The organism is Plantibacter sp. CFBP 8775 (assembly GCF_014839505.1).
In the GTDB taxonomy this organism is placed as follows: Bacteria; Actinomycetota; Actinomycetes; order Actinomycetales; family Microbacteriaceae; genus Plantibacter; species Plantibacter auratus.
Map to the genome: position 1 here is coordinate 349097 of NZ_JACYNV010000002.1, position 21997 is coordinate 371093.

Consider the following 21997-nt stretch of genomic DNA (forward strand, 5'->3'; position numbering starts at 1 on the left):
CCTCACGCGACTGGACCGTCGGCGAACAGCCCGGCGAACGGGTAGTTCACGTCGAGGTAGTTGGACGAGGTCCCGCCCAACTCCGCGAAGCGGGCCATCGAGGAGATCGGTCGCTTCGTCCCGGCATCCAGATAGTAGATCGTGCCGTTCGGCGTCCGCATGAACCTGCCGGCATCGTTCCCGATGGGGCGAGGCTGACAGTTGATCGCGGACAAGGTCACGTAGGTGACTGCCGGGTAGAGCGCCTTGAGTTCGGGCGTCAGCTTGTGCATCTTGCCACCCGCCGAGACGTAGTCCACGCCATTGCACGTCACGCCGTACTGGAGGTTCGGCGAAGTGGCGTAGGCGTCGAGCTGTGCCTGTGGGATGAAGTCGACACCCGAGATACCGATCGCGTTGGTGTACTCGAAGCTGGACACGGGCACCTTGGTCTTCGTGCCGTCGATCAGGAAGACCGCTGCGCTCTCAGGCGAGCGGACGAGGGTTCCCGGCGCCAGCACCGGGTTGCCCTGCGGTACCTGGCCGAGGACGTTCGGCGCGACGCTGATCCACGACGGCGACGTGGTGTTCTGCGTCGAGATCAAGGCCAACCACGACGCGAACGGCCGGAGTATGCCGTCGGCGACCAGGTACACGGCGCCGGTGTTGCCGGTCACGGTGCTGCCCTCTCCGATGGTCCCCAGCGCAGGGTAGCTGTTCACGAAGTCCTGCGAGGCGGGCACGGTCGCGATCGGAGTTCCGACACTCCACGCATAGCGCCCATCCGTGCTCAGCACCTGAGCGGCCCCACCCGGCGCCGCGACGGCACCCGGGAACGTCCCGCCGGTGACGACCCGATCGTAGTTCCGAGGCCAGAGCGCGCTGCCCGACTTCGCGGGGAGTCCGAGCGAAACCGTTGCGTTTCCCTGCACCGGGTACTTCGTGGCGCCCGAGACGAACGAGTACCCACCCGTTCCGCGGCTGCCCAGATAGATCGAGTCGCGCAGGATCGGCGCTCCGTCCGCGAGGTTCGCGACTCCGGCCTCGGTCAGGACGATCAGGTCGGCGGGGATGCCGGCGAGAGCCTGCGCGGTCGCATCGACGATCTCGCGCTTGGTACCACGAGTGACGTAGTACCGGGCGCCTGCCGTGGTGGCGTACACCGGCGTCACCCTGGCCGCCGGTTCCACGAACAGGGCGATCTGTGCATCGGTGAGCTGGGTGTATCCGGCTGTCGTGCAGGACCCGCCGTAATCGAGCACCATCTCACAACTCGTGAAGCCGACCCTGAGTCCGGCGTCGACGAGGTAGATCGCCCCACTCGGTGCTCGGACGATGCGTGTCGCGTTCCCAACCGTCGTGTAGCGGTCGAGGTAGGCCTGCGACACGGTCGCGACGCCGCCGAGGGAGGCGAAGGCGGAGAGCGTCGCCTGGTCGGGAACGTAGTACTTCTGGTCGCCTGCGACCAGGTAGATCGCGGCGGAAGCCGCCGACTTCACGAGGCTGCTACCGCCCGTGGTGGAGCCGAACCAGTCGGTGTAGAGCCGCCAGAAGTTGCGGTTGCCGTAGGCGCCGCAGCCGTCGCCCGAACCGTAGAGGTTGGCGAGAGCCGACGCGTTCGGCTGATACGGCGTGTAGTTGTACAGTCCGGCCGTCGCGTAGTTCTGGATGAACACCGAGCTCGAGCCGCACGCAGCGTTCGGGTTGTATCGAACCGCGTTGATCCGGCCCGGCACGTGATTCCAACGCGTCGGGTTGGCCTGATAGTTCTTGAACTGCAGCGCGGCCGCGTAGACCTGGTTGAAGAACCCGTAGTAGTTGGTATCGCAGTCGGCGGTGTCGGGGCAGCCGTAGCCCATCGCTGAACGGTACTGACGCGCGCTCGGCCAGTCGTCGGTGATGAGACTCTGCTCCTTCTCCAGCATCACGATGAGGACCTTTTGACTGATTCCGCAGGCCGCACCCACCTTCGCGATGATGCTCGCAGCAGACTCGCGCCCGGAACCCGCATACGCCGCGCAGCGACCGGCGACGGCGGCTCGGCTGGCCGTGGCCTCGGCGAAGTCTTTGAGACAGGTGTACCCAGCTCGACATCCGGGCCGCGCTGCGTTGAGGAAGTTCTGCACCTCGCCGGCGTTCATGGTGCCGCCGTCGTAGAACAGCGAGTCGCTGATGATGTTCCCCGCCTGGAAGTCCCGGCCGTCAGCGGCGGAAGCGCTCGGTGCGGCGACGGGGGCGATGGTCAAGACGCCGGCGATCAGGGCGATCGCGGCAAGGATCGCGGGAAAACGCAAGCGCCTCATGGCACCTCCACGGTGAGAGCGGTCGAGACCAGGGTGTCGATCGAATCGGATGAATAACTGAGGACGACCGACCAGGTGCCGGACGGGAGCTGGGCGAGCGGGACCTGGACGGTCCCGCAGGACGTGGTGCTGGAGTCGGCGACACCCTCGCTGGACACCGCGACGGGCGCGGCCGTGCCGGTGAAGGTGAACGTGCACGCGCCACCGTTCTCGAGGACGCCCTGGATGTAACCGCCTGCGGACACGTTGACCCCGTCGACGTCGACGCCGACGTAACTGACGACCGCATCGGCGGTCACGGGGCTGGGCGTCTCGGTCTTCTCCGGCGGCGGGGTGACCCCTGGTGCGATGCTCGTGGCGCTTCCGGATGGCTTCGGGCCCGTTCCCGGGTCGGTGCATCCACTGAGGAGACCGAGCACGGCGGCGACCACGGCCACACGCACTACGACGGTCCTTCGTCCAGCCGCCATCGTCTCCCCGATCATCTCGCAGGGCGGTTACCCCCGTTCAGGGTAGCGGTACCTGTGAGGTCAATGCGACACATGAGGTTATCGGCGTGGCTGAGGGAGAATCCAGCGAACAGGTGCTGGCTTCCTCAGGCGGAACGCTCGAGCTCCTCATAGGTCGCCCTGACGCCGTCGTCGAGCGCGATCGTCGGGGGTTCACCGAACTCGGCCACGTAGCGGGCCACGTCGAGCACCACCCGATCGACGAAGGTCGCCGGCGCAGGCCGATCCTCGATGGCGAAGTCGATTCCGGTGACGCGGCGGAGCGATTCGAAGACCTCGTTCACCGAGTACCCCCGCCCGCTGCCGATGTTGTAGAGGTCGTGTTCGCGATCACGTCCGACCACATTGGTGATCATCCGGACGGCGTCCGTCACGTAGATGTAGTCGCGGACCATCGATCCGTCACCCAACCGCACCGTCGTCTCGCCGTTGACCACCTGGCGGAGCGCGATGGGGATCAGTCCCTGCTTCTTGTGGGGGTGCTGCCGCGTGCCGTACGGGTTGGATATCCGGAAGCTCGTGGAGTCGAGGCCGTGCATGGTGCGGAAGTAGTGCAGGTAGTGCTCGATCGTGAGCTTGCCGATGCCGTACGGCGAGACCGGGAGCGCCCGGTCGTTCTCGGCGTAGCTCGCCTTGCCCTGCGGACCGTAGATCGCCCCGCCGGTCGAGGCGAAGTAGAAGTGTCCGACGCCGGCTGCCGAACTCGACTCGAGCAGCTCGACGGTCTGGGCCACGTTCGTCCGGATGTCGAGCGTGGGATCAGCCTCGGCGGTAGCCGGGTTCGTGGTCGAAAGGAAGTGGAAGACGTGGTCGCGACCTCGTACCGCGCTGTCGAGGTCCGTGCGACTCAGGAACTCACCACGGATGACCTCCACACCCGAACTGCTGAAGCTCGGCTCGCTGCCACCGCTGAAACGGTCGAATGCGGCGACCTCGTGTCCGTCGGCCACCAGGGCGTCCACCAGATGGGATCCGATGAAACCGTTCGCCCCGATGACGAGTGCTCTAGCCACGCATGGCCCGTTCGAACGCCTCGACGAACTGGCGGCCGCTGTCGGCCCAGGTGGTGTGCTCCAACGATTCGGACATCGCGACCGAGCGTTCGGCGGCGTCCGGACGATCGACCACCTCGACGAGACGATCCGCGATCGCGCCGGGCGCCGGGAGCACGTACTCGATGTAGGGGTTGTCGGAGACGAGCCGATTGTTGGGAGCATCGTTCACCACCGGCGCCACACCGGCGGCGATGAGCTCGAGCGGGAGCAACGACATGTTCGAGAGCGACAGCACCAGGCCTGCAGCGCACCGGTTGTAGATCGGGTTGAGTTCGGAGATCTCGAGTCCGGACAGGTTCTCGTACGGGAAAGGGATGTCCCAGTCGGAGACGTCCCATCCGGCCATGTTGATCGTGTACTCGGGACGCTGCTTCGCGAACTCGGCGAGCGCCAGGACACCGAGTTCGAACGCGCGACGCGGAGTGACCGGCCGTGCGTAGAAGAAGATCTCCTTGCGCGGCCCCGTGTTCGTGACGGAATAGTGCTTGCGCTCGACGGAGAAGTCGAAGTGGTCCGTCGGCATGCCGTACTCGTCGTGCAGCTTCTTGGAGAGCCAGCCGCCGGCGGTGATGCCGTGGAACCCGAAGTGGTAGGTGTTCTCGGCGAGGATCGCCTCCGTGCCCGCAGCGTAGAACGCCGGTTCGAAGTCCTGCACGAAGTAGAAGCGACGTGCGTCGCTGGCGTCGGTGAACGCGGGGTACGCGGTCTCCCAACCGGTCGCGAAGAGCGCGTCGATGCCGGGACCGACACCGAGCTCAGGGTCGTAGTTGTGGAAGTCAGCCTTCAGGACCGGGTAGGCCGGCGACTGGTCGAGCATCCGACGCATGTCCTTGAGGTCGACCACCACGCCGATGCTGTTGTAGAAGTGGACGCTGCACGTGTGTCCGGCGCGCTCCGCGAAGTCGATGAAGCGGAAGAGGTTCTGGTGCCCGCCGCTCGTCGCGCTGGGCGGCGACATGATCCATGCGATGTGCGACTTCCGGTCGGTGACGACGACAGGGTTCTGCAGCTGCGGACCCGGCTTCGTCCAGTCGACCGCGATCGCGTCGGACACCTTGACGGGGAGGTAGATCGTCTTTCCGGCGACGCGCGCCCGGAGGTTCATCTGGACCCGTCGCCAGAAGTGGCGCGGTCCGTCGTTCTTGAGGACATCGAGGGCGACGCTGACTTTCCGAAGGAAGGATCTCATAATTCTCTCTCTGTCACCTAGACAGGGTACGGCCAGAACCCGGGCTGGTGCATCTTGTGCTCCCAGCGCCCCCAGGCGGTCTGCACTTCGTAGTGGCGGACCCGCGCGTCGCGGGTCTTCGATTCGTAGTGGTAGAGCTCTGCATGGGGCGTCCACAGGATGTCGTAGCCCTGCTCGAGCACCTTCAGGCACAGGTCGACGTCGTTGAAGGCGCCGGGGAGCAGGGTGGTCATCCCACCGACCTCGAGGTAGACGGAGCGCGGCATCATGGCACAGGCCGCGGTAATGCCGACGACCTCGCGCTCGACCCGGTAGCCGTTCGTGGGGCCCGCGGTGCCGCGGGGCAGCTGCATCCCGACATGGATGGTGTCGCCGCGCCAGTAGTGGTGACCGGCGTGCTGGATGGTGTCGTCCTCGTAATACAGCATGCAGCCGGACATCCCGGCGTTCGGCAGCTGCGCCAGCGCGAGCAGATCCTCGATCCAGTTCGGGGTGATCACCGAGACGTCGTCGTTGAGGATGAGCACGTACTCGCCGATCGACGACAGGACCCCGAGGTTGATCTTCCCCGAGAAGTTGAACGACTCCGTCCACGGGACCAGGTGCAGACGCGACCCCGCGGTCTCGGTGATGCGCTCGACGACGCCCGCGTCCGCGACGTCGTCGATCACGACGACGAACTCGTAGCGCTCGTACGTGCTCCGCTCGACGATGCTCTCGATCGCGTCGACGAGGTAGCTCCGCGTGGAACCGGGAAGGTACTGGCCGCGAGTGGGGATCACGATCGACACGAGCGGTTCGCCCTGGACGGCGCGGACCGTGTGGTGGACGCCGTCGGTGCCGATCTCGAGCACGGAGCCGCCACCAGTGGCGGCCAGGTGCTCTTCGAGCGCGCGCCGGACGCCCTCTGCCGCTTCCACGCCGAAGTCGCCGAGCGCTCCTGCTCCGCTCGGGACGAACGCCGTCGCGGCGAGGTGGCCGATGACCGCGTCGCCTCGGGTGGCACGTAGCGCGAACTCGTATGCGTGGGCACCGGCGTACCCGATGCCGAACCCGCCGAGCCGCTCGAGCGTCTCACGACGCACGAGCACCAGGTCTCCCCAGAAGTACTGGTTGCGCAGGCGTTCTGCGGCCGGCTCAGGCTTGAGGACCGGATCAAGGGATCCGTCCGGCAGGACGACCGCCTCGTCGGTGTAGAGCACCTCGGTGTCGGGATGCTCGTCGATGAACGTCCGGATCGTGTCGAGGGCGCCGTCGACGAGGATCCCGGGACGGGAGAGGACCGACACGTACGGGGTCGGCGCAGCCTGCACGGCAGCGTTCAGGGCGTCGATGTCGCCGTCGACGACCGTCGCTACCTCGGCCCGAGTACCGACCGAGGAGCGGAACGACTCGGCGTCAGCAGCGGTGAGGCCGGACAGGATGAAGGTGAGGCCGAACGGTGCGGCGTCCGTGTGGGTGACCGCCACGGATCAGGCCCGGTTCCGGGAGACGACCCGCAGTGGCGCCAGGACGGCCCTGCCGGCTTTCCAGGTCCGCGTGCCGTGGACGGCTTCCAGCTGCTGCCTGAGGCCTGCGTTCTCACGCTCGAGCGCCTCGAACTGCTCGCGACCGGGGTTGTTGTAGACGGAGACCCTCGCGAGCTCGGCCTCGAGCCCGAGGACGCGGTCGATGAGCTCGAGAACGCGCCGGTCCGCAGCGATCTGTTCAGGAGTCGGACGGTCAGCTGACATGGAAAGGGCCTCGCTCTGCGTCTGCCGGATGAACTGGTCGAGTGTAGCACCGGGCTCCGAGGCCAGCTCGGGGGCGACGTTCAGGAATCCGGCGCACCCCTCAGCGTCGCCGGAGGACGCCGACTGCTTTGCGCAGCGGCGAGGTGAGTCGCCACGAGGTGCTCGTGCGAATGGCGTCGAGCTCGCCGACCGCGACGGCTCGGCTCGCATCGGCGGCCTCGGCCTCCGCGCGGAGCGAGGCACGCTCGACCTCCGCGAGGTGCAACTGGTTCCGGTAGTCGAGATCGCGCTCGTAGTGCGCGGACACCTGCTTGCCGAGCCAGTGGTAGTCGCTCTCGATCTGCGGCCCGTCGGACTGCGCCGCCTGGAAGAACTCCACGACCGGCGCCGGGAGATCGGCACCCACGCCGATGACCCCGAGGCCGTGGCCGTGCTCGAACTGGAAGCTCCGCTCCGGGAACTGCGCAGCGAGCTCCGCCCACAAGCGGTGCACGCCGAAGCCGCGATCGAACTCGAAGGTGTCGTGGAACATGACGACGCCGCGCGCTGAGAGCTTGGGAGCGTACGCCGTCCAATCCTCGAGCGCGTCCTCGTACCCGTGGCGCCCGTCGATGTGGAGGAGGTCGACCGAGCCGTCCGGGATCCGGTCGACGCTGTCGCTGAAGTACCCGCGGAGCAGGGTCGCGATCCGCGGGTACTCCGCGTCACGGATCGCGAGGACCGACTGGTAGACGTCCTCGCCGTAGAAGCCCGCCTGGTCGTCGCCCTCCCAGCTGTCGAGTGCCGAGCACGCGGTGTCGAGACCGAGCCGGGTCACGGCGTCGCAGGCGGTGAAGAAGGAGAAGCCGTTGTGCGTGCCGAGCTCGACGTAGCTGGAGGGCCGGAGCGCGTCGATCATCCAGAAGGCGAACGGCGCGTGCTCGAGCCAGGCCGACTGCACGATGTGTCGAGGCATCCAATAGGAGGCGTGGCTGATCCAGGCGGACCCGACCACCGGGTCTTCTCGGCGTGCAGATGCTCGGTCATCGAGGGTCATGGGGCTCCTTGTACGGATGAGGTCGGAACGTCGGCGTGATCTTCAGGAAAGCTACGGTAGATTGACGTGGTTCACGTCGAAGCACTCCCGAACGCACAATCGAGGCTCAATGCAGTATCTCAGGGAACTGGCATCCGCCAGGGAACTCCTGGCGAATCTCACTCTCCGAGACATCCGCGGTCAGTACAAGCGGACCATCCTCGGACGCCTGTGGTCGCTCGTCAGTCCACTCTCGTCGATGCTGGTCTACTCCTTCGTCTTCTACTTCCTGTTGCGCGCGGAGCCTGCCGCCGGTGACCCGAGCGGACTCCACATCTTCGCCGTCTGGCTGTTGTGCGGGCTGCTCCCCTGGTCCTTCTTCTCCGGGGCGCTGTCCGCGAGCATGAGCTCCATCGTCGGCGGCGCCGGACTGATCACCAAGGTGTACTTCCCTCGCGTCGTGCTCCCGGTCTCAGCGGTCCTGACGACCGGCTACAACTGGTTGTTCGAGATGGCGGTCCTCGTCATCGTCCTCTGCGCCGTCGGTGGCTGGGGCGTCATCGTCTGGCTTCCGCTCGTCGCTGTGTTCATGGTGGTTCTCGCCGCCTTCGCAGTGGGCGTCGGCATGCTGCTGGCCATCGCGAACGTCTACTTCCGCGACACGCAGCACTTGATCTCGATCCTGCTGCAGATCTGGATGTACCTCACCCCGATCATCTACCCTGCGTCGCTCGTGGGCGTGCAGTCGGACAAGGTCGGCGGCCTGCTGGGCACCCCGATCACCGTGATGGACATCTACGAGTCCAACCCGATGTTCCACTTCGTGCAGGTCTTCCGGAACCTCATGTACGACCAACGCTGGCCCGACCCCGCCGATGTCCTGGCGTGCCTCGCCTGGGCGCTCGTCGCCCTGGTCGCCGGCTTCCTCGTATTCACCCGGAAAGAGAAGAGACTGGCGGAGATCCTATGAGTGAGATCGCGGTCCACGTCCAGGACGTGAGCAAGAAGTTCCGCCTCTATCACGAGCGCAATCAGAGCATCAAGTCCGCCATCATGCGACGGAAGGTGTCCGTCCACGAGGACTTCTGGGCGCTTCGCGACATCACGTTCGATGTGCCGACGGGGTCGACCTTCGGGTTGATCGGGAGCAACGGGTCCGGCAAGTCGACCCTGCTGAAGTGCCTCGCGAAGATCCTGTACCCGGAGACGGGCACGATCACCGCGAACGGCAAGGTCGCAGCGCTCCTCGAGGTCGGTTCCGGATTCCATCCCGAGCTCTCGGGTCGCGAGAACGTCTTCCTCAACGGATCGATCCTCGGCATGAGCCGCAAGGAGATCCAGCGCAAGTTCGACGAGATCGTCGACTTCTCCGGCGTCGAGCAGTTCATCGACCAGCCCGTGAAGAACTACTCCTCGGGCATGTACGTGCGGCTCGGGTTCGCCGTCGCCATCAACGTCGACCCCGACATCCTGGTCGTCGACGAGGTGCTCGCCGTCGGTGACGCCGAGTTCCAGCAGAAGTGCTTCCAGAAGTTCGAAGACTTCAAGGCCGCCGGCAAGACCGTGATCCTCGTGTCCCACTCGATGGGCTCCGTGAAGACGATGTGCGACCACGCCGCCTGGATCAACAAGGGTCACCTCGAGCTGGTGGGCGAGATCGATCCGGTCATCGCCGCCTACGAGAGCTCTTACCCGCACCAGCCGTAGTCGGCTCAGGTCTCATCCGCTGAGCGTCGCCCCCTCGGGCGGCGCTCAGCGTCGTCTCTGGCGGCGCCGGGCGATCAGCAGCTCGGCGGCGATGAGCAGCACGGTGACACCGAGCGCCGCGAGCGAGACGAGGGTCCCGGTCTCGAGGCCGGGGACGGTGTATTGCACACGCACGTCGTGGGTGCCTGCGGGGACGCGCACCGCTGCTCCGGCGTGCTCCGCCGGCACGAACGCCGCCGGCTCACCGTCGATCGTGGCCGACCAGCCCGGACGGCGGAGCGAGTCGTCGATGACGAGCCATCCTGCACGATCCGAGGTCGTCCGCGCGGACACCGCCGCAGGATCGTCCTCGGTCGGGGCGAGGTCGACGGTGGCGGAGGACCCCACGTCCTCCTCCGCCGGAACGGCCGTCTCCAGGTCCTCGTCACGTTCCAGCAGGACGGTCGTCGGTGGGATCGCGCCCTCGGCGAGAAGGCTCAGCCTCCGGTCCGCGTCGGTCTCCACGATGGCGCTGTCGGCCCATCGGACTCGTGGGAGCGCATTGGTGCGCTCGATGATCGTCGCCTCCCCGGTCTGCACGATCCGCGCCCCGTCGTCGGCCGGGAGCGTCAGCGCGACGGCCGCTGCCGCGGGATCGTCCACCGCCGCGAAGACCTGTGCCGAGCCGCTCGACAAACGGATCTCGGCGTGCCAGGCGGTGCCGGCCGGGATGGACTCACCGGCAAGGGTGACGTTGCGCTCCCCGGAGAGGGAACGGTACCAGGTCGTCGTCGAGGCGAGGACGTCTCCGGAGACCTCGTCGACGATGTCCGCCGTCAGTTCCGCGCCGTCGCCGATCGACGCGTCGCCGTCGATCGCGAACCCGATCGTCCGGACGGGGCCGGTCCGGACCGTCGAGCGCACGGGCCCGTCGCCGAGCTCGACGGTCTCGCTCGATCGATCGACGCCCTGGAACACCCCCGGCGCCGGCGCGTTGGGATCGAAGAGCATGTAGGACACACCCAGGCGGTCGAGTACCGGCGATGCGATGTTGATCGCGGCGATGCTCGACAGGAACGTCGAATAGGTCGGCGAGATCATCGTATTCGGGTCGACCTCGCGGAGCAGATCCTGCCACTGGGCCGTCTGGTAGGCGTGCCCACCGACGGAGCGCAGCCCGTAGATCGTGTTGGCCCCCGGCAACAGGACCGCGTCGGTGCTGGCGAATCGCTGTTCGCCGAGATGCTGCGCTAGATAGTCCGTCGTCTCCGTCGCGGGATAGAGGGTCGACTCGTCCGACCAGCCCCACCAGTGGTCCACGAGGTCGAGCGCGGGGATGAGGACGAGGAGTGGCAGGAGGCCGACCGCAGCGGCCCTGACGACGGACGGCTTGGCGAACCGCCCCAGCAGGATCAGGGCGAGGCCCGCGGCACCGAAGCCGGCCGTCGTCCAGATCGCCGCGATGATCCCACCCTCGGCCCACGCCGGGACCTCGTCCATCGCGGTCGCGGTGAGCGACGCCATGAGACCGAGGATCGCGAGCGCCGTGAGGATGCGCAGGGTGAGCTGGCGGCCGTCGAGCGCAACGCGTGCGGCCGGGGGCTCGAGCACGTCGCGTGGTGGCCGGGCCTCGGCGATGAGCGCTGCGAATCCTGCCGCGGCGAGCGTCGCCGAGAAGAATCCGACCAGCACGCGGAGGCGCCCGATCGGGTTGTTCGAGAAGACCGGAAGCTCCTGGGCGGCGGCGAGCGCCGGTCCGCCGATGTAGACCAGGACGACGCAGACCGCGAGCGCGATGATCTGGAAGCGGGCGCCTGGCAGGGCCACGGACGATCTTCGGAGCAGGAACCGCGACGCGATCAGCAACATCGCGACGATTCCCACGTAGGACAGGCGCTCGATCGGTGACCCTGAGCCGTAGGCGGTCGGGATGGACACGTCGCCGATGATCTCCGGCACGAACGCCGACACCAGGTCGATGAGCTGCAGGGAGTCGGTGGAGCTCTGGGCTCGGACGGAGAAGTCGAGCACGCTCGTCGCGTTGATGGCGAAGGGGACCATGGTCCAGGCGCAGAGCGCCACGCCGAGGACGACACCGGCGGCGCACACGGCTCCTGCCCCGACCACACGGCCGAACGAGCGTCCGGTCGTGATGGCGCGGAAGACCACCCACACGGCACCGGCGTACAGCGCGTAAGCCGTGACCGCCGGGAAACCACCGAGCAGCATGACGCCCACGACGATCGCCACCGGCACGACGTCGACCAGACGGCGCCGGACGGCCGCTCGATCGAGCGCCCAGAACAGCAGCGGGATGACCGCGGCGACCCTCGTGTGCTGCCAGTTGGTCCAAGACACCATGAAGCCGGAGGAGACGAAGACGAGGCTCGCGAGAGCCCAGGCCGGGTCGGGCAGCCGCAGTCGGCGGAGGAACAGCGACATACCGATCGTCACCGCGACGATCTCCAACAGCTTCGTCACCCCGGGAGCCGCGCTCAACGGCAGCACCCACCACGCCACCGAGAGCGGCGAGTAGAGGCCGGAGTTCGGCAGCCCTCCGAGTTCCGTGCCGCCGCCGACCCACGGGTTCCACGCCGGAGAGGTGCCCGCTCGGAGCATGTCGACGATCGCCCAGGTCTGCGGGACGACGGTGTCGACGGTGTCGCCGACGAGCGCGTTGACGACTGGTCTGGTCGGTCCGAACGCTGACTGCCACGGCGCCGCGTTCTGCAGCAGATCCGTTCCGAGGAAGGTCCCCATACCGAGGAGTGGTGGGCCGACGCTCAACAACGCGAACGTCACCAGAGCCGCCCAGGCGACGATGGATATCCAGATGCCACCCGGCCAGGGCAGGGGGCGCGACGCACGAGGAGTGGTTCGGCGCAGGGCTGTGAACACGCGGATCCTCGCAAATCAGGGGGTGGGCCCGTCCCCGGGTCCTGAACGATTATCCCCGACAACCCCCACGGGACTGAATCGTGCGCGGTACCGGACGGGTGCAGCGGGCCGGACCGGTCGTTCGGATCGGGGATACTGGAACGTCCGCTCCATTGAAAGGCAGCCATGATCGTCTTCGTCCAGATCCCCTGTCTGAACGAGGAGACGACGCTTCCGCTCGTCCTCGCCTCGATTCCGAAGGTCATCGAGGGCGTCGACCGCATCGAGATCCTCGTCATCGACGACGGTTCGACGGACCGCACCGTCGAGGTCGCTCGAGCCCATGGCGTCGAACACATCGTGCGGCACACCCGCAACCGCGGACTCGCGCAGTCGTTCAAGGACGGCGTCGACTACGCGCTGCTCCACGGCGCCGACATCGTCGTCAACACGGACGGCGACAACCAGTATCCGCAGGACCGCATCGGCGACCTCGTCCAGCCGATTCTCCGTGGTGAGGCCGACATCGTCGTCGCAGACCGACAGACGGCCCTGATCGAGCATTTCTCGCCCTTCAAGAAGATCATGCAGCGTCTCGGCAGCCGCGTCGTGAACGTCGCCGCAGGAACCGACCTGCCCGACGCGGCCAGCGGCTTCCGCGCCTACTCGAAGACCTCGCTCATCCGGTTGAACGTCGTGACCCGGTTCAGCTACTGCATGGAGACGATCATCCAGGCAGGCTACAAGCGACTGGCGATCACCAGCATCCCCGTGACGACCAATCCGAAGACCCGGGAGTCACGGCTGTTCCGGAGCATCGGCGAGCACATGTACCAGTCCGGGGTGGCGATCACCCGGGCCTACCTGATGTACCGCCCGTACGTGGTCTTCGCCGGCCTCGGGCTCGTGCTCGCACTCGCCGGCCTGACACCGTTCGTGCGGTACGCCGTGCTCCTGTGGGTGGACGATGGCGGAGACCATCTGCAGTCGCTCCTCGTCGGTGCCACACTGCTCATGGGCTCCCTGCTCTCGTTCGCAATCGGCGTGGTCGCCGACCTCACGCGGATCAACCGGACCTTGAACGAGGAGACGCTCGACTACCTCAAATTGCAGCGCTACGGCGACTGACGACCGGCGGCCTCCCGCGCGGCGAGGATGTCGTGCAGGAGCGCCGAGTACCGTTCCCCCGCCGTCTCGAGTGAATAGTCGTCCGCGCGGGCGAGCGCGCCCGCCTGGAGCCGGGATCGGCGCGGGGGGTCGTCCAGGAGCCGTTCGATCGCCGCAGTGAGCGCCGCAGCGTCGTACGAGGGCACGATCACACCGCTCGAGCCGTCGTCGACCGCCTCGTTCAACCCGGGCAGGTCCGAGACGACGACGCAGGCACCTGCCGCGAACGCGTCGAGGATCGCGACAGGGAGGCCGTCCTGATCGCCCGAGGTGGACAGCACCGATGGGAAGACGACGATGTCGGAGCGACGGAACGCGGCGTCGAGCGCCGGACGATCGAGCTGCCCCAGGAACCCGATGGGGAGGCCCGCCGCCTGTGCCTCCAGCGCTGCGCGGAGCGGACCGTCCCCGCCGATCTCGGCGGTCCAGTCGAGTCGGGACGGGAGGAGCCGCAGGGCCTCGATCAAGACGTGGACACCCTTCTTCTCGACGAGTCGCCCGACGAAGAAGACGCGGGGCGGTCCCGTCCGGTCTCGGACCGCTTCAGCGGTCTCGAGGTCGGTCGTCGTGCCCACCCTCGTACCCATCGGGAGCACCTGCACGTGGTCCGGCGCGACGCCGAGGGTGATCGCCCGCTGCATCATGTCCCGGTTCATGACGGTGACGCGGTCGGCCTCCCCCAGCACCCAGCGCTTGACGCGCCGCATGAGTGGGGAGTCGAGCGCGTAGAGGTCCCCACCCGGCGAGGTGAGCAGCTTCGGCACACCGGGGGCGACGAGCCTCGCGACGATGCCCTGCGGGATGATCCAGTGCACATGGATGACGTCAGGCCGGAAGGAGCGCACCGCACGGGCGGTGGCGATCGTCTGGCCGAGGAGGAAGAACGGCAGTTGCAGCCAGCGGCTCCGACGCCTGCGGAGGTTCTCGAGGATCGCGCCGTCGGCGAGGTCCTCCCATCGTTTCGGGAAGAAGCGGTAGCGCAGGACGCGAAGGGGTCCGTCATGTTCTCGGGCCGCCGAGCCGGGGACGCGCGGGACGAGGGCGAGCACCTCGAAGTCGGACGCCTCCTGCAGCGCGAGGTCGCGCACGAACGACGGCGTACCGTCTTCCGGGACCGCGGGCCAGGTCGAGGCGAGGACGAGCAGTCGCGGTCGCGCCATCCGAAGACTCCGTTCCTACATCGCTCCGGGATAATGGGCACTTCCCATGAAGATCCTCACCAAGTATAGGAAGCCCGTCCAGGTGGGCTTCGCCGTCGTCGTCATCGCGTTCATCGCGTGGACGGTCGTCGCCAACTGGGCCTCGTTCAGCGCGAGCGTGTCGCAGATGGACCCGTTGTGGATCGTCGCATCCGGTGCTGCCGGATTCACCGGGGTAGCACTGTCGATGCTCGCCTGGCGCGCCATCGTCATCGCGTTCGGGCACCGCATCTCCGTCCGCGACGCCGGGTACGTGGTCTTCGTCTCGCAGATCGGTAAGTACATCCCCGGCGGCGTCTGGCCGATCGTCGCGGGCAGTCAGCTCGGACGACGCGCCGGACTCCCGACGGCGACGACCGTCGTCACGCTGACCGCTCAGCTCGGCGTGAGCCTCGTCACCGGCTCGACACTCGCCGTCGGCGCGCTCTTCGGGTTCCCGGCCCTGCGTGAGTACGCGTGGGTGCTCGTCGTGCTCGTGGTGATCGGCGTCGTCGCCCTCCTGCCGCCCGTGATGCGACGCGTGCTCGGCTGGATGTTCACCGTCATGAAGCGACGGGACGAGCTGCCCGAGCTCCGCACCCTGCCGCTGCTGTCCGCCGTCGGCTGGTCGCTGGCGAGCTGGGCCGCCTTCGGTCTGCACCTCTGGTGCATCGTGTCGGCGCTCGGCACCGTGGACGTCGCGGCGATCCTGCCCGCGATCTGCGGGTACGCTCTGGCCTGGGTCGTCGGATTCCTCGCGGTCATCGCCCCGGCCGGCGCCGGCGTCCGGGAGGCGATCCTCGCCCTCGTCCTCGCGAACACCGTGACGGCGTCGTCGATCCTCGGGATCGTCCTCGTGAGCCGTTTCGTGCTCATCGTCGTCGATGTCGCGGTCTGCGCCTATGCGGTCGTACGCGGACACGTGCGCGTCGTCGCCGTCGATCCTCAGCCGCCGGGAAGCCGCTCCGCCCACAGCACGCAAGAGCCCGACCCGCGCTGAGCGCGAGCCGGGCTCGGGAGGTGGCGGGTCAGGCCTGCTGTGCCAGCAGCGTCTGCAGGTACCGCCCGTAGCCGCTCTTCACGAGCGGGGTGGCGAGAGCCGCGAGCTGTTCGTCGTCGATCCAGCCGGCGCGCCAGGCGATCTCCTCGATGCAGCCGACCTTGAAACCCTGGCGGTCTTCGATGACCCGGACGTACTCGGATGCCTGCATCATCGACTCGAAGGTCCCGGTGTCGAGCCACGCAGTGCCGCGGTCGAGGACCTGGACCTGGAGGTCGCCCTGCTCGAGGTAACGCTCGTTGACGGTCGAGATCTCCAGCTCGCCACGGGCCGACGGCTCGATCGTCTTCGCGATCTCCACGATGGAGTTGTCGTAGAAGTAGAGGCCGGGAACGGCGTAGTTGCTCTTCGGCTGCGCGGGCTTCTCCTCGATGGAGAGCGCCTTGAAGTCGTCGTCGAACTCCACCACACCGTATGCCTTGGGGTCGGCGACCTGGTACGCGAAGATGAGCGCGCCGTCGATGCTGTTGTGGTTGCGCAGCGCGGAGCCGAGGCCCGTGCCGTGGAAGATGTTGTCACCGAGGACGAGTGCGACGCTCTCGTCACCGATGAACTCCTCACCGATGATGAACGCCTGCGCCAGACCGTCGGGCGACGGCTGCACGGCGTACTCGAGCCGGATGCCCAGATCGGAGCCGTCGCCGAGCAGCGCGCGGAACTGCTCGTTGTAATCGGGCGTCGTGATGATGAGGATCTCCTTGATGCCCGCCATCATCAGCGTCGACAGGGGGTAGTAGATCATCGGCTTGTCGTAGATCGGCATCAGCTGCTTCGAGATGCCCTTGGTGATCGGCCACAGCCGCGTGCCGGATCCACCGGCGAGAATGATGCCGCGCATAGTTGTCTGTACTTCCTTCGCTCGATGCAGTCGGTCCGTGCGTCGGACGAGCCCTGATCGGTGCCCGCGCGTTCGCTCGACGTGCCATTATCGCAGGAACCGGCTCTCAGGGCCTGTCGGGTAGTCTGGGGCGGCGCCGACCACTGGAGGAGATGCCGACGTGACCGAAGACGCCGCACCACCACCGCACACATCCGAACCCGACGTCCGGCACCGCCTAATCCAGGCGAACGACGCCCTCGTAGGGGCCCGCGCCGAGCGTGCGCGAGCCGAACTGAAGATCGCTGAATTGCAGGACGCGCTCGCGGCTGAGCAGCGCGCCCACGCCGCAGACGTCGAGCGTCTCGTCGCCGAATTCACCGGATCCACGCGCTGGCGAGTCGGGGACGCGCTCCTCAGCCCGATCGACCGTGTTCGGAGGCGACGTCGGTGAGCCCGGCTGACGCTCCGCTCTTCTCGATCGTCACGCCGGTCTTCGACACGGACCCCGCTCAGCTCCGGGAGATGGTGGACTCCGTGCTCGCGCAGCATTCGGGTGATTGGCAACTCCTGCTCGTCGACGACTGCTCGACGTCCGCCGCGACCATCGAGGCGCTCACCGTGATCCAGGACCTCGATCCGCGTATCACCGTCGTCCGCAGGTCGACCAACGGACGCATCTCTGCGGCGACGAACACCGGCCTGGAAGCGGCCGCCGGGACGTTCGTCGTGCTCGTCGACCACGACGACACCCTCTCCCCCGCCGCCCTCGCCGTAGCGGCAGCTGCCATCGCCGCGGACGAGGCGGTCGACTACCTCTATTCAGACGAGGACAAGATCGATGATGAGGGCGGACTCTCCGGGGCCTTCGCCAAGCCCAGGTGGTCGCCGGCTCGACTCCTGTCCCAGATGTACACCTCGCATGTGTCCATCATCCGAACCGCGCTCCTCCGCGAGGTGGGAGGGTTCCGCTCCGACTACGACGGCTCGCAGGACCACGACGCGATCCTGCGCGTCACCGAGCGTGCGCGAAACATCGTGCACCTCGGCGAGGTCCTCTACCACTGGCGAGCGACCGCCGGCTCGACCGCGATCGACGTCCGCGAGAAGGACTACGCCTGGGACGCCGGGCTGCGCGCCGTGTCCGAGGCGGTCGGTCGCCGACGTCTCGCCGGGGTGGCCGAGCCTGGCCGCCTCCCGGGCACCTATCGCATCGCGTGGTCGCTGCCCACCGCGGTCTCCCTGGTGCTGTGCATCGACGACGACACTGAGGTACAGCGAGCAACCGACGCCGTCGTCGCCCTGACCACCGGGGTCGAGACCGATGTCGAACTCGTCGTCGTCCATGCCCCCGCAGTGTCGGAGGCCACGCTCCAGCGCTTCGAGGAGATCCCGACGTCACGTCGGGTGCTCGTGCCCGCGCCGTCCGATTCCTCCTCCGTCGCACGGAACATCGGGTTCTCCCACAGCACTGCAGACGTGGTCGTGTTCGTCGACACTCGGCTCGAATCGGTCGCGGTCGACTCCCTGGCCAACCTCACCGGACCGCTGTCGCAGCCGGACGTCGGCGCGGTGGGTGCTCGCTTGCTGGACACGTCAGGGCACATCCTGCATGCCGGATTCAGATATGCCCGGGGTGACTACCGCCGGCCGTACTCAGGCCGCGCCGCCGATGCCGCCGGAGAGGCCAACGCACTCGTCGTGGATCGTGAGGTGAGCGCCGTCTCCGCGATGCTCGTCGCGGTCGATCGGTTCGGATTCGAATCCGTCGGCGGTTGGAACGAGGGCTTGCGCGGCGAGATCGCGGACCTCGACCTCGGTCGGAAGTTCGCGTGGCTCGGGCGACGTGTGTTGTGGTCGGCGTCAGCGGAAGCCGTCGTCGACCGAAGGCCCGAGGACGCCGACACCGCCGACGAGCACGCCGCAGGACTGTTCGCCCGTTGGGGCGAGCCGACCGACGACCCGTACATCCCGTAGCGACGGGCTGTGCGGGAACGGCCTGCAGCTGTCGCTCTCAGGGACGCAGGGCCGTTCACCTGTGCAGGACGTCAGCCGCGCATGGACTCAGCCGCGCAGTGTCGCGTAGAACGCCCGGGCGTCATCCCAGGTCGGCAGGAGGCCGGCGGCGGCCGCCTCGTCGAGGCCGGGGGCCTCGGTGTCCTTCGGCGAGAGCAGCGGGGTGCCGGCCTCCGGCGGGATGACGAGACCGACCCGCTCGTCGAGCGGGTTGATGCCGTGCTCACGGTCGGGACGGTAGACGTCGGTCACCAGGTAGCTGACCGTGGCGTCGTCGGTGAGCGCCACGAAGCAGTGACCGAGGCCCTCGGAGATGAAGATGGCCTTGCGGTCGGTGTCGTCGAGCAACACCGAGTCCCACTGGCCGAAGGTCGGTGAGCCCACGCGGATGTCGATGACGTAGTCGAGGACGGCACCGCGCGTGGCCGTGACGTACTTCGCCTGCCCGATCGGGATGTCCGCGAAGTGGATGCCCCGGACCGAACCGCGCTTCGACACCGAGGTGTTCGACTGGGCGAGCTTGATGGACCGGCCGGAGGCCTCTTCGAGCTTGTCGAAGCGGTACCACTCGAGGAACACGCCTCGGTCGTCACCGAACTGCTTCGGCGTGATCTCATAGCTGTCGGGGACGTTCAGTTCGCGGATCTGCACCCGGGGAGTCTACCAAGACGGATGCGCCCAGCGGCGGGACGCCGCGGTCCTGTTCCCGGTCGCCTCAGGCATAATCGAGTGTCCACGCACAGAACGGCCCGCCATGATCCCCCTGCTCCGCCGACTCTGGGACGGCGTCGCCGCGTACGCGGTGAAGTTCGGCGTCGTCGGACTCATCGGCTTCGGCCTCGACGTCCTCGTGTTCAACCTGCTGCGGGTCGGCGTCTTCGGGCATGACCACCTCGCGCAGTCCCCCATCGGCGCCAAGGTCATCAGCGTCTCGGTCGCGATCGTCTTCAACTGGATCGGCAACCGGTACTGGACCTTCCGCGAGCACCGTCGGAAGAACTTCGTCCTGGAGCTCGGCGAGTACGTGATCGTCTCCCTGGGCGGCATGGCCATCGCCGTCGGCTGCCTCTACGTCAGCCACTACGTGCTCGGCTTCACCTCGCTGCTCGCCGACAACATCGCGTCGAACGTGATCGGGCTGGGCCTCGGAACCCTGTTCCGCTTCTTCCTCTACCGCTTCTGGGTCTACGGACACCACCGGGCGGACGGCCTGGCCAACCTGGCTCGGGTGGAGGAGGCACAGCGGACCCTGTTCGAGGAGCCACCGACCGACGCCACCCGGTCAGCGACCTCCCCGACCGAGCCGGGTACGATGAACGGGCCACTCCCGAGAGGACCCCTATCTTGACGTACCTGATCACCGGCGCTTCCGGCATGCTCGGCCACGACCTGCAGGAGGCCCTGACGGGTCGTGAGGTCACCGCCCTCGGTCGCGCGGAGCTCGACGTGACCGACCTCGAGGCCGTCCGCGCCGCTGTCGCGGGTCACACCGCCGTCATCAACGCGGCCGCCTACACGAAGGTCGACGACGCCGAATCGCACGAGGCCGACGCAGCCGCCGTGAACGCCATCGGCGCTCGCAACCTCGCGGTCGCCGCCCGGGAGGCCGGTGCGAAGCTCGTCCAGGTGTCCACCGACTACGTGTTCGACGGCTCCGCCACCTCGCCGTACCAGGAAGACCACCCGCTGGCCCCGATCAGCGCGTACGGCCGCACGAAGGCCGACGGGGAGCGCGCCGTCCTCGCCGAGCACCCGAACGGCGGCTACATCGTCCGGACGGCCTGGCTCTACGGCAAGAACGGACCGAACTTCGCCGCCACCATGGCGAAGCTCGCGGCGAACGGCGTCGACCCGGCCGTCGTCACCGACCAGCTCGGCCAGCCCACGTGGACCGCCGATCTCGCCGCACAGATCGTCGCGCTGCTCGACGCCGACGCTCCTGCCGGGGTCTACCACGGCACCAACGCCGGGCAGGCCTCCTGGTACGAGTTCGCCCAGGCGGTCTTCGAGGCGGTCGGCGCCGACCCGGCACGGGTCTCCCCCACCGACAGCTCGGCGTTCGTCCGCCCCGCGCCGCGCCCCGCCTACTCGGTGCTCAGCCACGACGCCTGGAGCACGGCCGGACTCGCACCGATGCGCGACTGGCGGGCGGCCTTCGCGGCAGCGACGCAGCACGGCGTCGTGACGACGCCGTGACGACGCTCCGGGTCGTCGTCGACCAGATCGTCGCTCCCGTGGCCGGCGGGGTCGGCCGCTACTCCGAGGAACTCACCCGTGAGATCATCGCGAGCGCTCCTCCCGGCTGCGACGTCGAGGGCATCGTCTCCGCGGTCTCGAAAGAGAAGATCGACCTGCTCGAGTCGAAGCTGCCGGGCCTCGCCGCCCTGCATCGGACGACGCTGCCTCGTCGGGAGCTCAGCGCTGCCTGGCAGCTCGGCATCGTCACGCCCGGCGCCGGAAACGGCATGGTGCACGCTCCGGGTCTGCTCGCACCCCTCAGCAGGCACGACCGCGTCAATGACGGCAACCAGATCGTCGTCACCATCCACGACACGCTCGCCTGGTCGCACCCGACGTCACTGACGCCCATGTCGGTCGCCTGGCAGAAGGCGATGGTCAAACGGGCGCGCAAGCACGCGGACGCCATCGTGGTCCCGACACACGCGGTCGCCGACGAACTCCGCGAGATCGTCGACCTCGGCGACCGCGTCCGGGTGATCGGCGGTGCCGCAGCGACCACGCTCAGCATCCCGACCGACGCCGACGGCCGTGCACGGACGCTCGACCTCCCCTCGGAATACCTCGTGTCGGTCGGTTCGCTCGACCCCCGACGCGGGATCACGGAACTCATCACCGGCCTCGGCCGCCCAGGTGCCCCAGACCTCCCGCTGCTCATCGTCGGCACCGACACCTGGGGCGACGTCACCCTCGCGCAGGTGGCCGATGAGGCCGGTCTGCCGGAAGGACGGGTACGTGCGCTCGGGTTCCTCGACGACGCCGACCTCGCCGTCGTCCTCGACCGCGCGACCGCCTTCGTCTACCCGAGTCTCGCCGAAGGGTTCGGGCTCCCGCTCGTCGAGGCGTTCCGCTTCGGCACGCCCGTCATCCACTCCGACGTGCCGGCGCTCATCGAGGTCGGCGGCGGAGCCGGCGTCGTGGTCGAGTCCGGAGCCAAGGGGTACGCCGATCGCCTCATCGCCACCATCAACGACGTCATCGGCGACAGCGAGCGCCTCTCCCGCCTGCGCATCCTCGGCATGGACCGCGAGCAGGCCTTCAGCTGGCGAGACTCCGCTGAACGCGTCTGGCAGCTGCACGCGGAGATCTGAGCCGGTCGGGACGATGACGATCAGCGTCGGTTCACGCCGCTGAACCAGCCCGTTCGTAACGTGGACGGACTACCGATCCGACAC

General features: G+C 67.8%; 20 protein-coding genes. 9 read left to right on the plus strand and 11 right to left on the minus strand.

The features are described 5' to 3' along the window. Positions 1–2: 2 nt before the first annotated feature. The 7 genes from IFR14_RS14210 to IFR14_RS14240 all read right to left on the minus strand — a co-directional run bounded on the left by IFR14_RS14210 (position 3) and on the right by IFR14_RS14240 (position 7804). A complete protein-coding gene (locus IFR14_RS14210; RefSeq protein WP_137243382.1) occupies positions 3–2282 on the minus strand; it encodes a hypothetical protein in 2280 nt (759 codons plus the stop codon). Then, entirely contained in the window at positions 2279–2725 is a 447-nt protein-coding gene (locus IFR14_RS14215; RefSeq protein WP_137243383.1) for a hypothetical protein, read from the minus strand. The genes IFR14_RS14210 and IFR14_RS14215 overlap by 4 nt, the downstream gene beginning before the upstream one ends. A gap of 152 nt (positions 2726–2877) precedes the next feature. After that, positions 2878–3804 (minus strand): NAD-dependent epimerase/dehydratase family protein, encoded by a 927-nt coding sequence (locus IFR14_RS14220; protein WP_137243384.1) that lies wholly within the window; start codon positions 3802–3804, stop codon positions 2878–2880. Next, complete coding sequence (locus IFR14_RS20935) at positions 3797–5035, minus strand: rhamnosyltransferase WsaF family glycosyltransferase (protein ID WP_137243385.1); 1239 nt, start codon at positions 5033–5035, stop codon at positions 3797–3799. The genes IFR14_RS14220 and IFR14_RS20935 overlap by 8 nt, the downstream gene beginning before the upstream one ends. Before the next feature lie 17 nt (positions 5036–5052). After that, positions 5053–6504, minus strand: coding sequence for a glycosyltransferase family 2 protein (locus IFR14_RS21425; RefSeq protein ID WP_137243386.1), 1452 nt, complete (start codon positions 6502–6504; stop codon positions 5053–5055). A gap of 3 nt (positions 6505–6507) precedes the next feature. Then, complete coding sequence (locus tag IFR14_RS14235; RefSeq protein ID WP_137243387.1) at positions 6508–6768, minus strand: hypothetical protein; 261 nt, start codon at positions 6766–6768, stop codon at positions 6508–6510. A gap of 100 nt (positions 6769–6868) precedes the next feature. Next, entirely contained in the window at positions 6869–7804 is a 936-nt protein-coding gene (locus tag IFR14_RS14240; RefSeq protein WP_137243388.1) for a class I SAM-dependent methyltransferase, read from the minus strand. Between the two features lie 109 nt (positions 7805–7913). Here IFR14_RS14240 and IFR14_RS14245 point away from each other — a divergent pair, with 109 nt between their 5' ends. Both IFR14_RS14245 and IFR14_RS14250 read left to right on the plus strand, forming a co-directional pair. Then, on the plus strand, positions 7914–8753 hold the full coding sequence (locus tag IFR14_RS14245) for an ABC transporter permease (protein WP_137243389.1): 840 nt from the start codon (positions 7914–7916) through the stop codon (positions 8751–8753). Then, a complete protein-coding gene (locus IFR14_RS14250) occupies positions 8750–9490 on the plus strand; it encodes an ABC transporter ATP-binding protein (RefSeq protein ID WP_137243390.1) in 741 nt (246 codons plus the stop codon). The genes IFR14_RS14245 and IFR14_RS14250 overlap by 4 nt, the downstream gene beginning before the upstream one ends. A gap of 45 nt (positions 9491–9535) precedes the next feature. Here the strand turns inward: IFR14_RS14250 and IFR14_RS14255 are convergent, their stop codons facing one another. Continuing rightward, entirely contained in the window at positions 9536–12367 is a 2832-nt protein-coding gene (locus tag IFR14_RS14255; RefSeq protein ID WP_191941462.1) for a hypothetical protein, read from the minus strand. 165 nt (positions 12368–12532) lie between these two features. On the opposite strand from IFR14_RS14255, the gene IFR14_RS14260 reads away from it, so the two are divergent. Continuing rightward, positions 12533–13474, plus strand: coding sequence for a glycosyltransferase family 2 protein (locus tag IFR14_RS14260; protein WP_137243392.1), 942 nt, complete (start codon positions 12533–12535; stop codon positions 13472–13474). Here IFR14_RS14260 and IFR14_RS14265 read toward each other — a convergent pair. Next, the gene (locus IFR14_RS14265) at positions 13462–14673 is read right to left on the minus strand and encodes a glycosyltransferase (RefSeq protein WP_191941463.1); all 1212 of its coding nucleotides are present in this window, start codon (positions 14671–14673) and stop codon (positions 13462–13464) included. The genes IFR14_RS14260 and IFR14_RS14265 overlap by 13 nt on opposite strands. Positions 14674–14719: 46 nt before the next feature. On the opposite strand from IFR14_RS14265, the gene IFR14_RS14270 reads away from it, so the two are divergent. After that, the gene (locus IFR14_RS14270; RefSeq protein ID WP_191941464.1) at positions 14720–15691 is read left to right on the plus strand and encodes a lysylphosphatidylglycerol synthase transmembrane domain-containing protein; all 972 of its coding nucleotides are present in this window, start codon (positions 14720–14722) and stop codon (positions 15689–15691) included. A 28-nt stretch (positions 15692–15719) separates the two neighbouring features. Here the strand turns inward: IFR14_RS14270 and rfbA are convergent, their stop codons facing one another. Continuing rightward, a complete protein-coding gene (gene rfbA, locus IFR14_RS14275; protein WP_191941465.1) occupies positions 15720–16589 on the minus strand; it encodes a glucose-1-phosphate thymidylyltransferase RfbA in 870 nt (289 codons plus the stop codon). A 160-nt stretch (positions 16590–16749) separates the two neighbouring features. Between rfbA and IFR14_RS14280 the strand changes: the two genes are divergently transcribed. Next, positions 16750–17022 (plus strand): hypothetical protein, encoded by a 273-nt coding sequence (locus tag IFR14_RS14280; protein ID WP_191941466.1) that lies wholly within the window; start codon positions 16750–16752, stop codon positions 17020–17022. Beyond that, positions 17019–18545: a glycosyltransferase gene (locus IFR14_RS14285; RefSeq protein ID WP_191941467.1), complete on the plus strand. Its 1527-nt coding sequence runs from the start codon at positions 17019–17021 to the stop codon at positions 18543–18545. The genes IFR14_RS14280 and IFR14_RS14285 overlap by 4 nt, the downstream gene beginning before the upstream one ends. Positions 18546–18632: 87 nt before the next feature. Here IFR14_RS14285 and IFR14_RS14290 read toward each other — a convergent pair whose 3' ends face one another. After that, positions 18633–19235: a dTDP-4-dehydrorhamnose 3,5-epimerase family protein gene (locus tag IFR14_RS14290; protein ID WP_137243398.1), complete on the minus strand. Its 603-nt coding sequence runs from the start codon at positions 19233–19235 to the stop codon at positions 18633–18635. A 103-nt stretch (positions 19236–19338) separates the two neighbouring features. Here IFR14_RS14290 and IFR14_RS14295 point away from each other — a divergent pair, with 103 nt between their 5' ends. The 3 genes from IFR14_RS14295 to IFR14_RS14305 are packed head-to-tail and all read left to right on the plus strand — an operon-like array spanning position 19339 to position 21913. Beyond that, positions 19339–19932 carry a GtrA family protein gene (locus IFR14_RS14295; RefSeq protein WP_137243399.1) on the plus strand — a complete coding sequence of 198 codons (594 nt, stop codon included), beginning with the start codon at positions 19339–19341 and terminating at the stop codon, positions 19930–19932. Then, positions 19929–20780 carry a dTDP-4-dehydrorhamnose reductase gene (gene rfbD, locus IFR14_RS14300; RefSeq protein WP_194718998.1) on the plus strand — a complete coding sequence of 284 codons (852 nt, stop codon included), beginning with the start codon at positions 19929–19931 and terminating at the stop codon, positions 20778–20780. Before IFR14_RS14295 ends, rfbD begins: the two co-directional genes overlap by 4 nt. After that, positions 20777–21913 carry a glycosyltransferase family 4 protein gene (locus IFR14_RS14305; RefSeq protein WP_137243401.1) on the plus strand — a complete coding sequence of 379 codons (1137 nt, stop codon included), beginning with the start codon at positions 20777–20779 and terminating at the stop codon, positions 21911–21913. Before rfbD ends, IFR14_RS14305 begins: the two co-directional genes overlap by 4 nt. Positions 21914–21997: the final 84 nt, after the last annotated feature.

Bases quoted from the DNA above. Each gene is read 5' to 3' on its own strand.
- IFR14_RS14210 (WP_137243382.1), bottom strand. From the start codon at position 2,282: ATGAGGCGCTTGCGTTTTCCCGCGATCCTTGCCGCGATCGCCCTGATC.
- IFR14_RS20935 (WP_137243385.1), bottom strand. From the start codon at position 5,035: ATGAGATCCTTCCTTCGGAAAGTCAGCGTCGCCCTCGATGTCCTCAAG.
- IFR14_RS14235 (WP_137243387.1), bottom strand. From the start codon at position 6,768: ATGTCAGCTGACCGTCCGACTCCTGAACAGATCGCTGCGGACCGGCGC.
- IFR14_RS14240 (WP_137243388.1), bottom strand. From the start codon at position 7,804: ATGACCCTCGATGACCGAGCATCTGCACGCCGAGAAGACCCGGTGGTC.
- IFR14_RS14245 (WP_137243389.1), top strand. From the start codon at position 7,914: ATGCAGTATCTCAGGGAACTGGCATCCGCCAGGGAACTCCTGGCGAAT.
- IFR14_RS14250 (WP_137243390.1), top strand. From the start codon at position 8,750: ATGAGTGAGATCGCGGTCCACGTCCAGGACGTGAGCAAGAAGTTCCGC.
- IFR14_RS14260 (WP_137243392.1), top strand. From the start codon at position 12,533: ATGATCGTCTTCGTCCAGATCCCCTGTCTGAACGAGGAGACGACGCTT.
- IFR14_RS14265 (WP_191941463.1), bottom strand. From the start codon at position 14,673: ATGGCGCGACCGCGACTGCTCGTCCTCGCCTCGACCTGGCCCGCGGTC.
- IFR14_RS14270 (WP_191941464.1), top strand. From the start codon at position 14,720: ATGAAGATCCTCACCAAGTATAGGAAGCCCGTCCAGGTGGGCTTCGCC.
- rfbA (WP_191941465.1), bottom strand. From the start codon at position 16,589: ATGCGCGGCATCATTCTCGCCGGTGGATCCGGCACGCGGCTGTGGCCG.
- IFR14_RS14295 (WP_137243399.1), top strand. From the start codon at position 19,339: ATGATCCCCCTGCTCCGCCGACTCTGGGACGGCGTCGCCGCGTACGCG.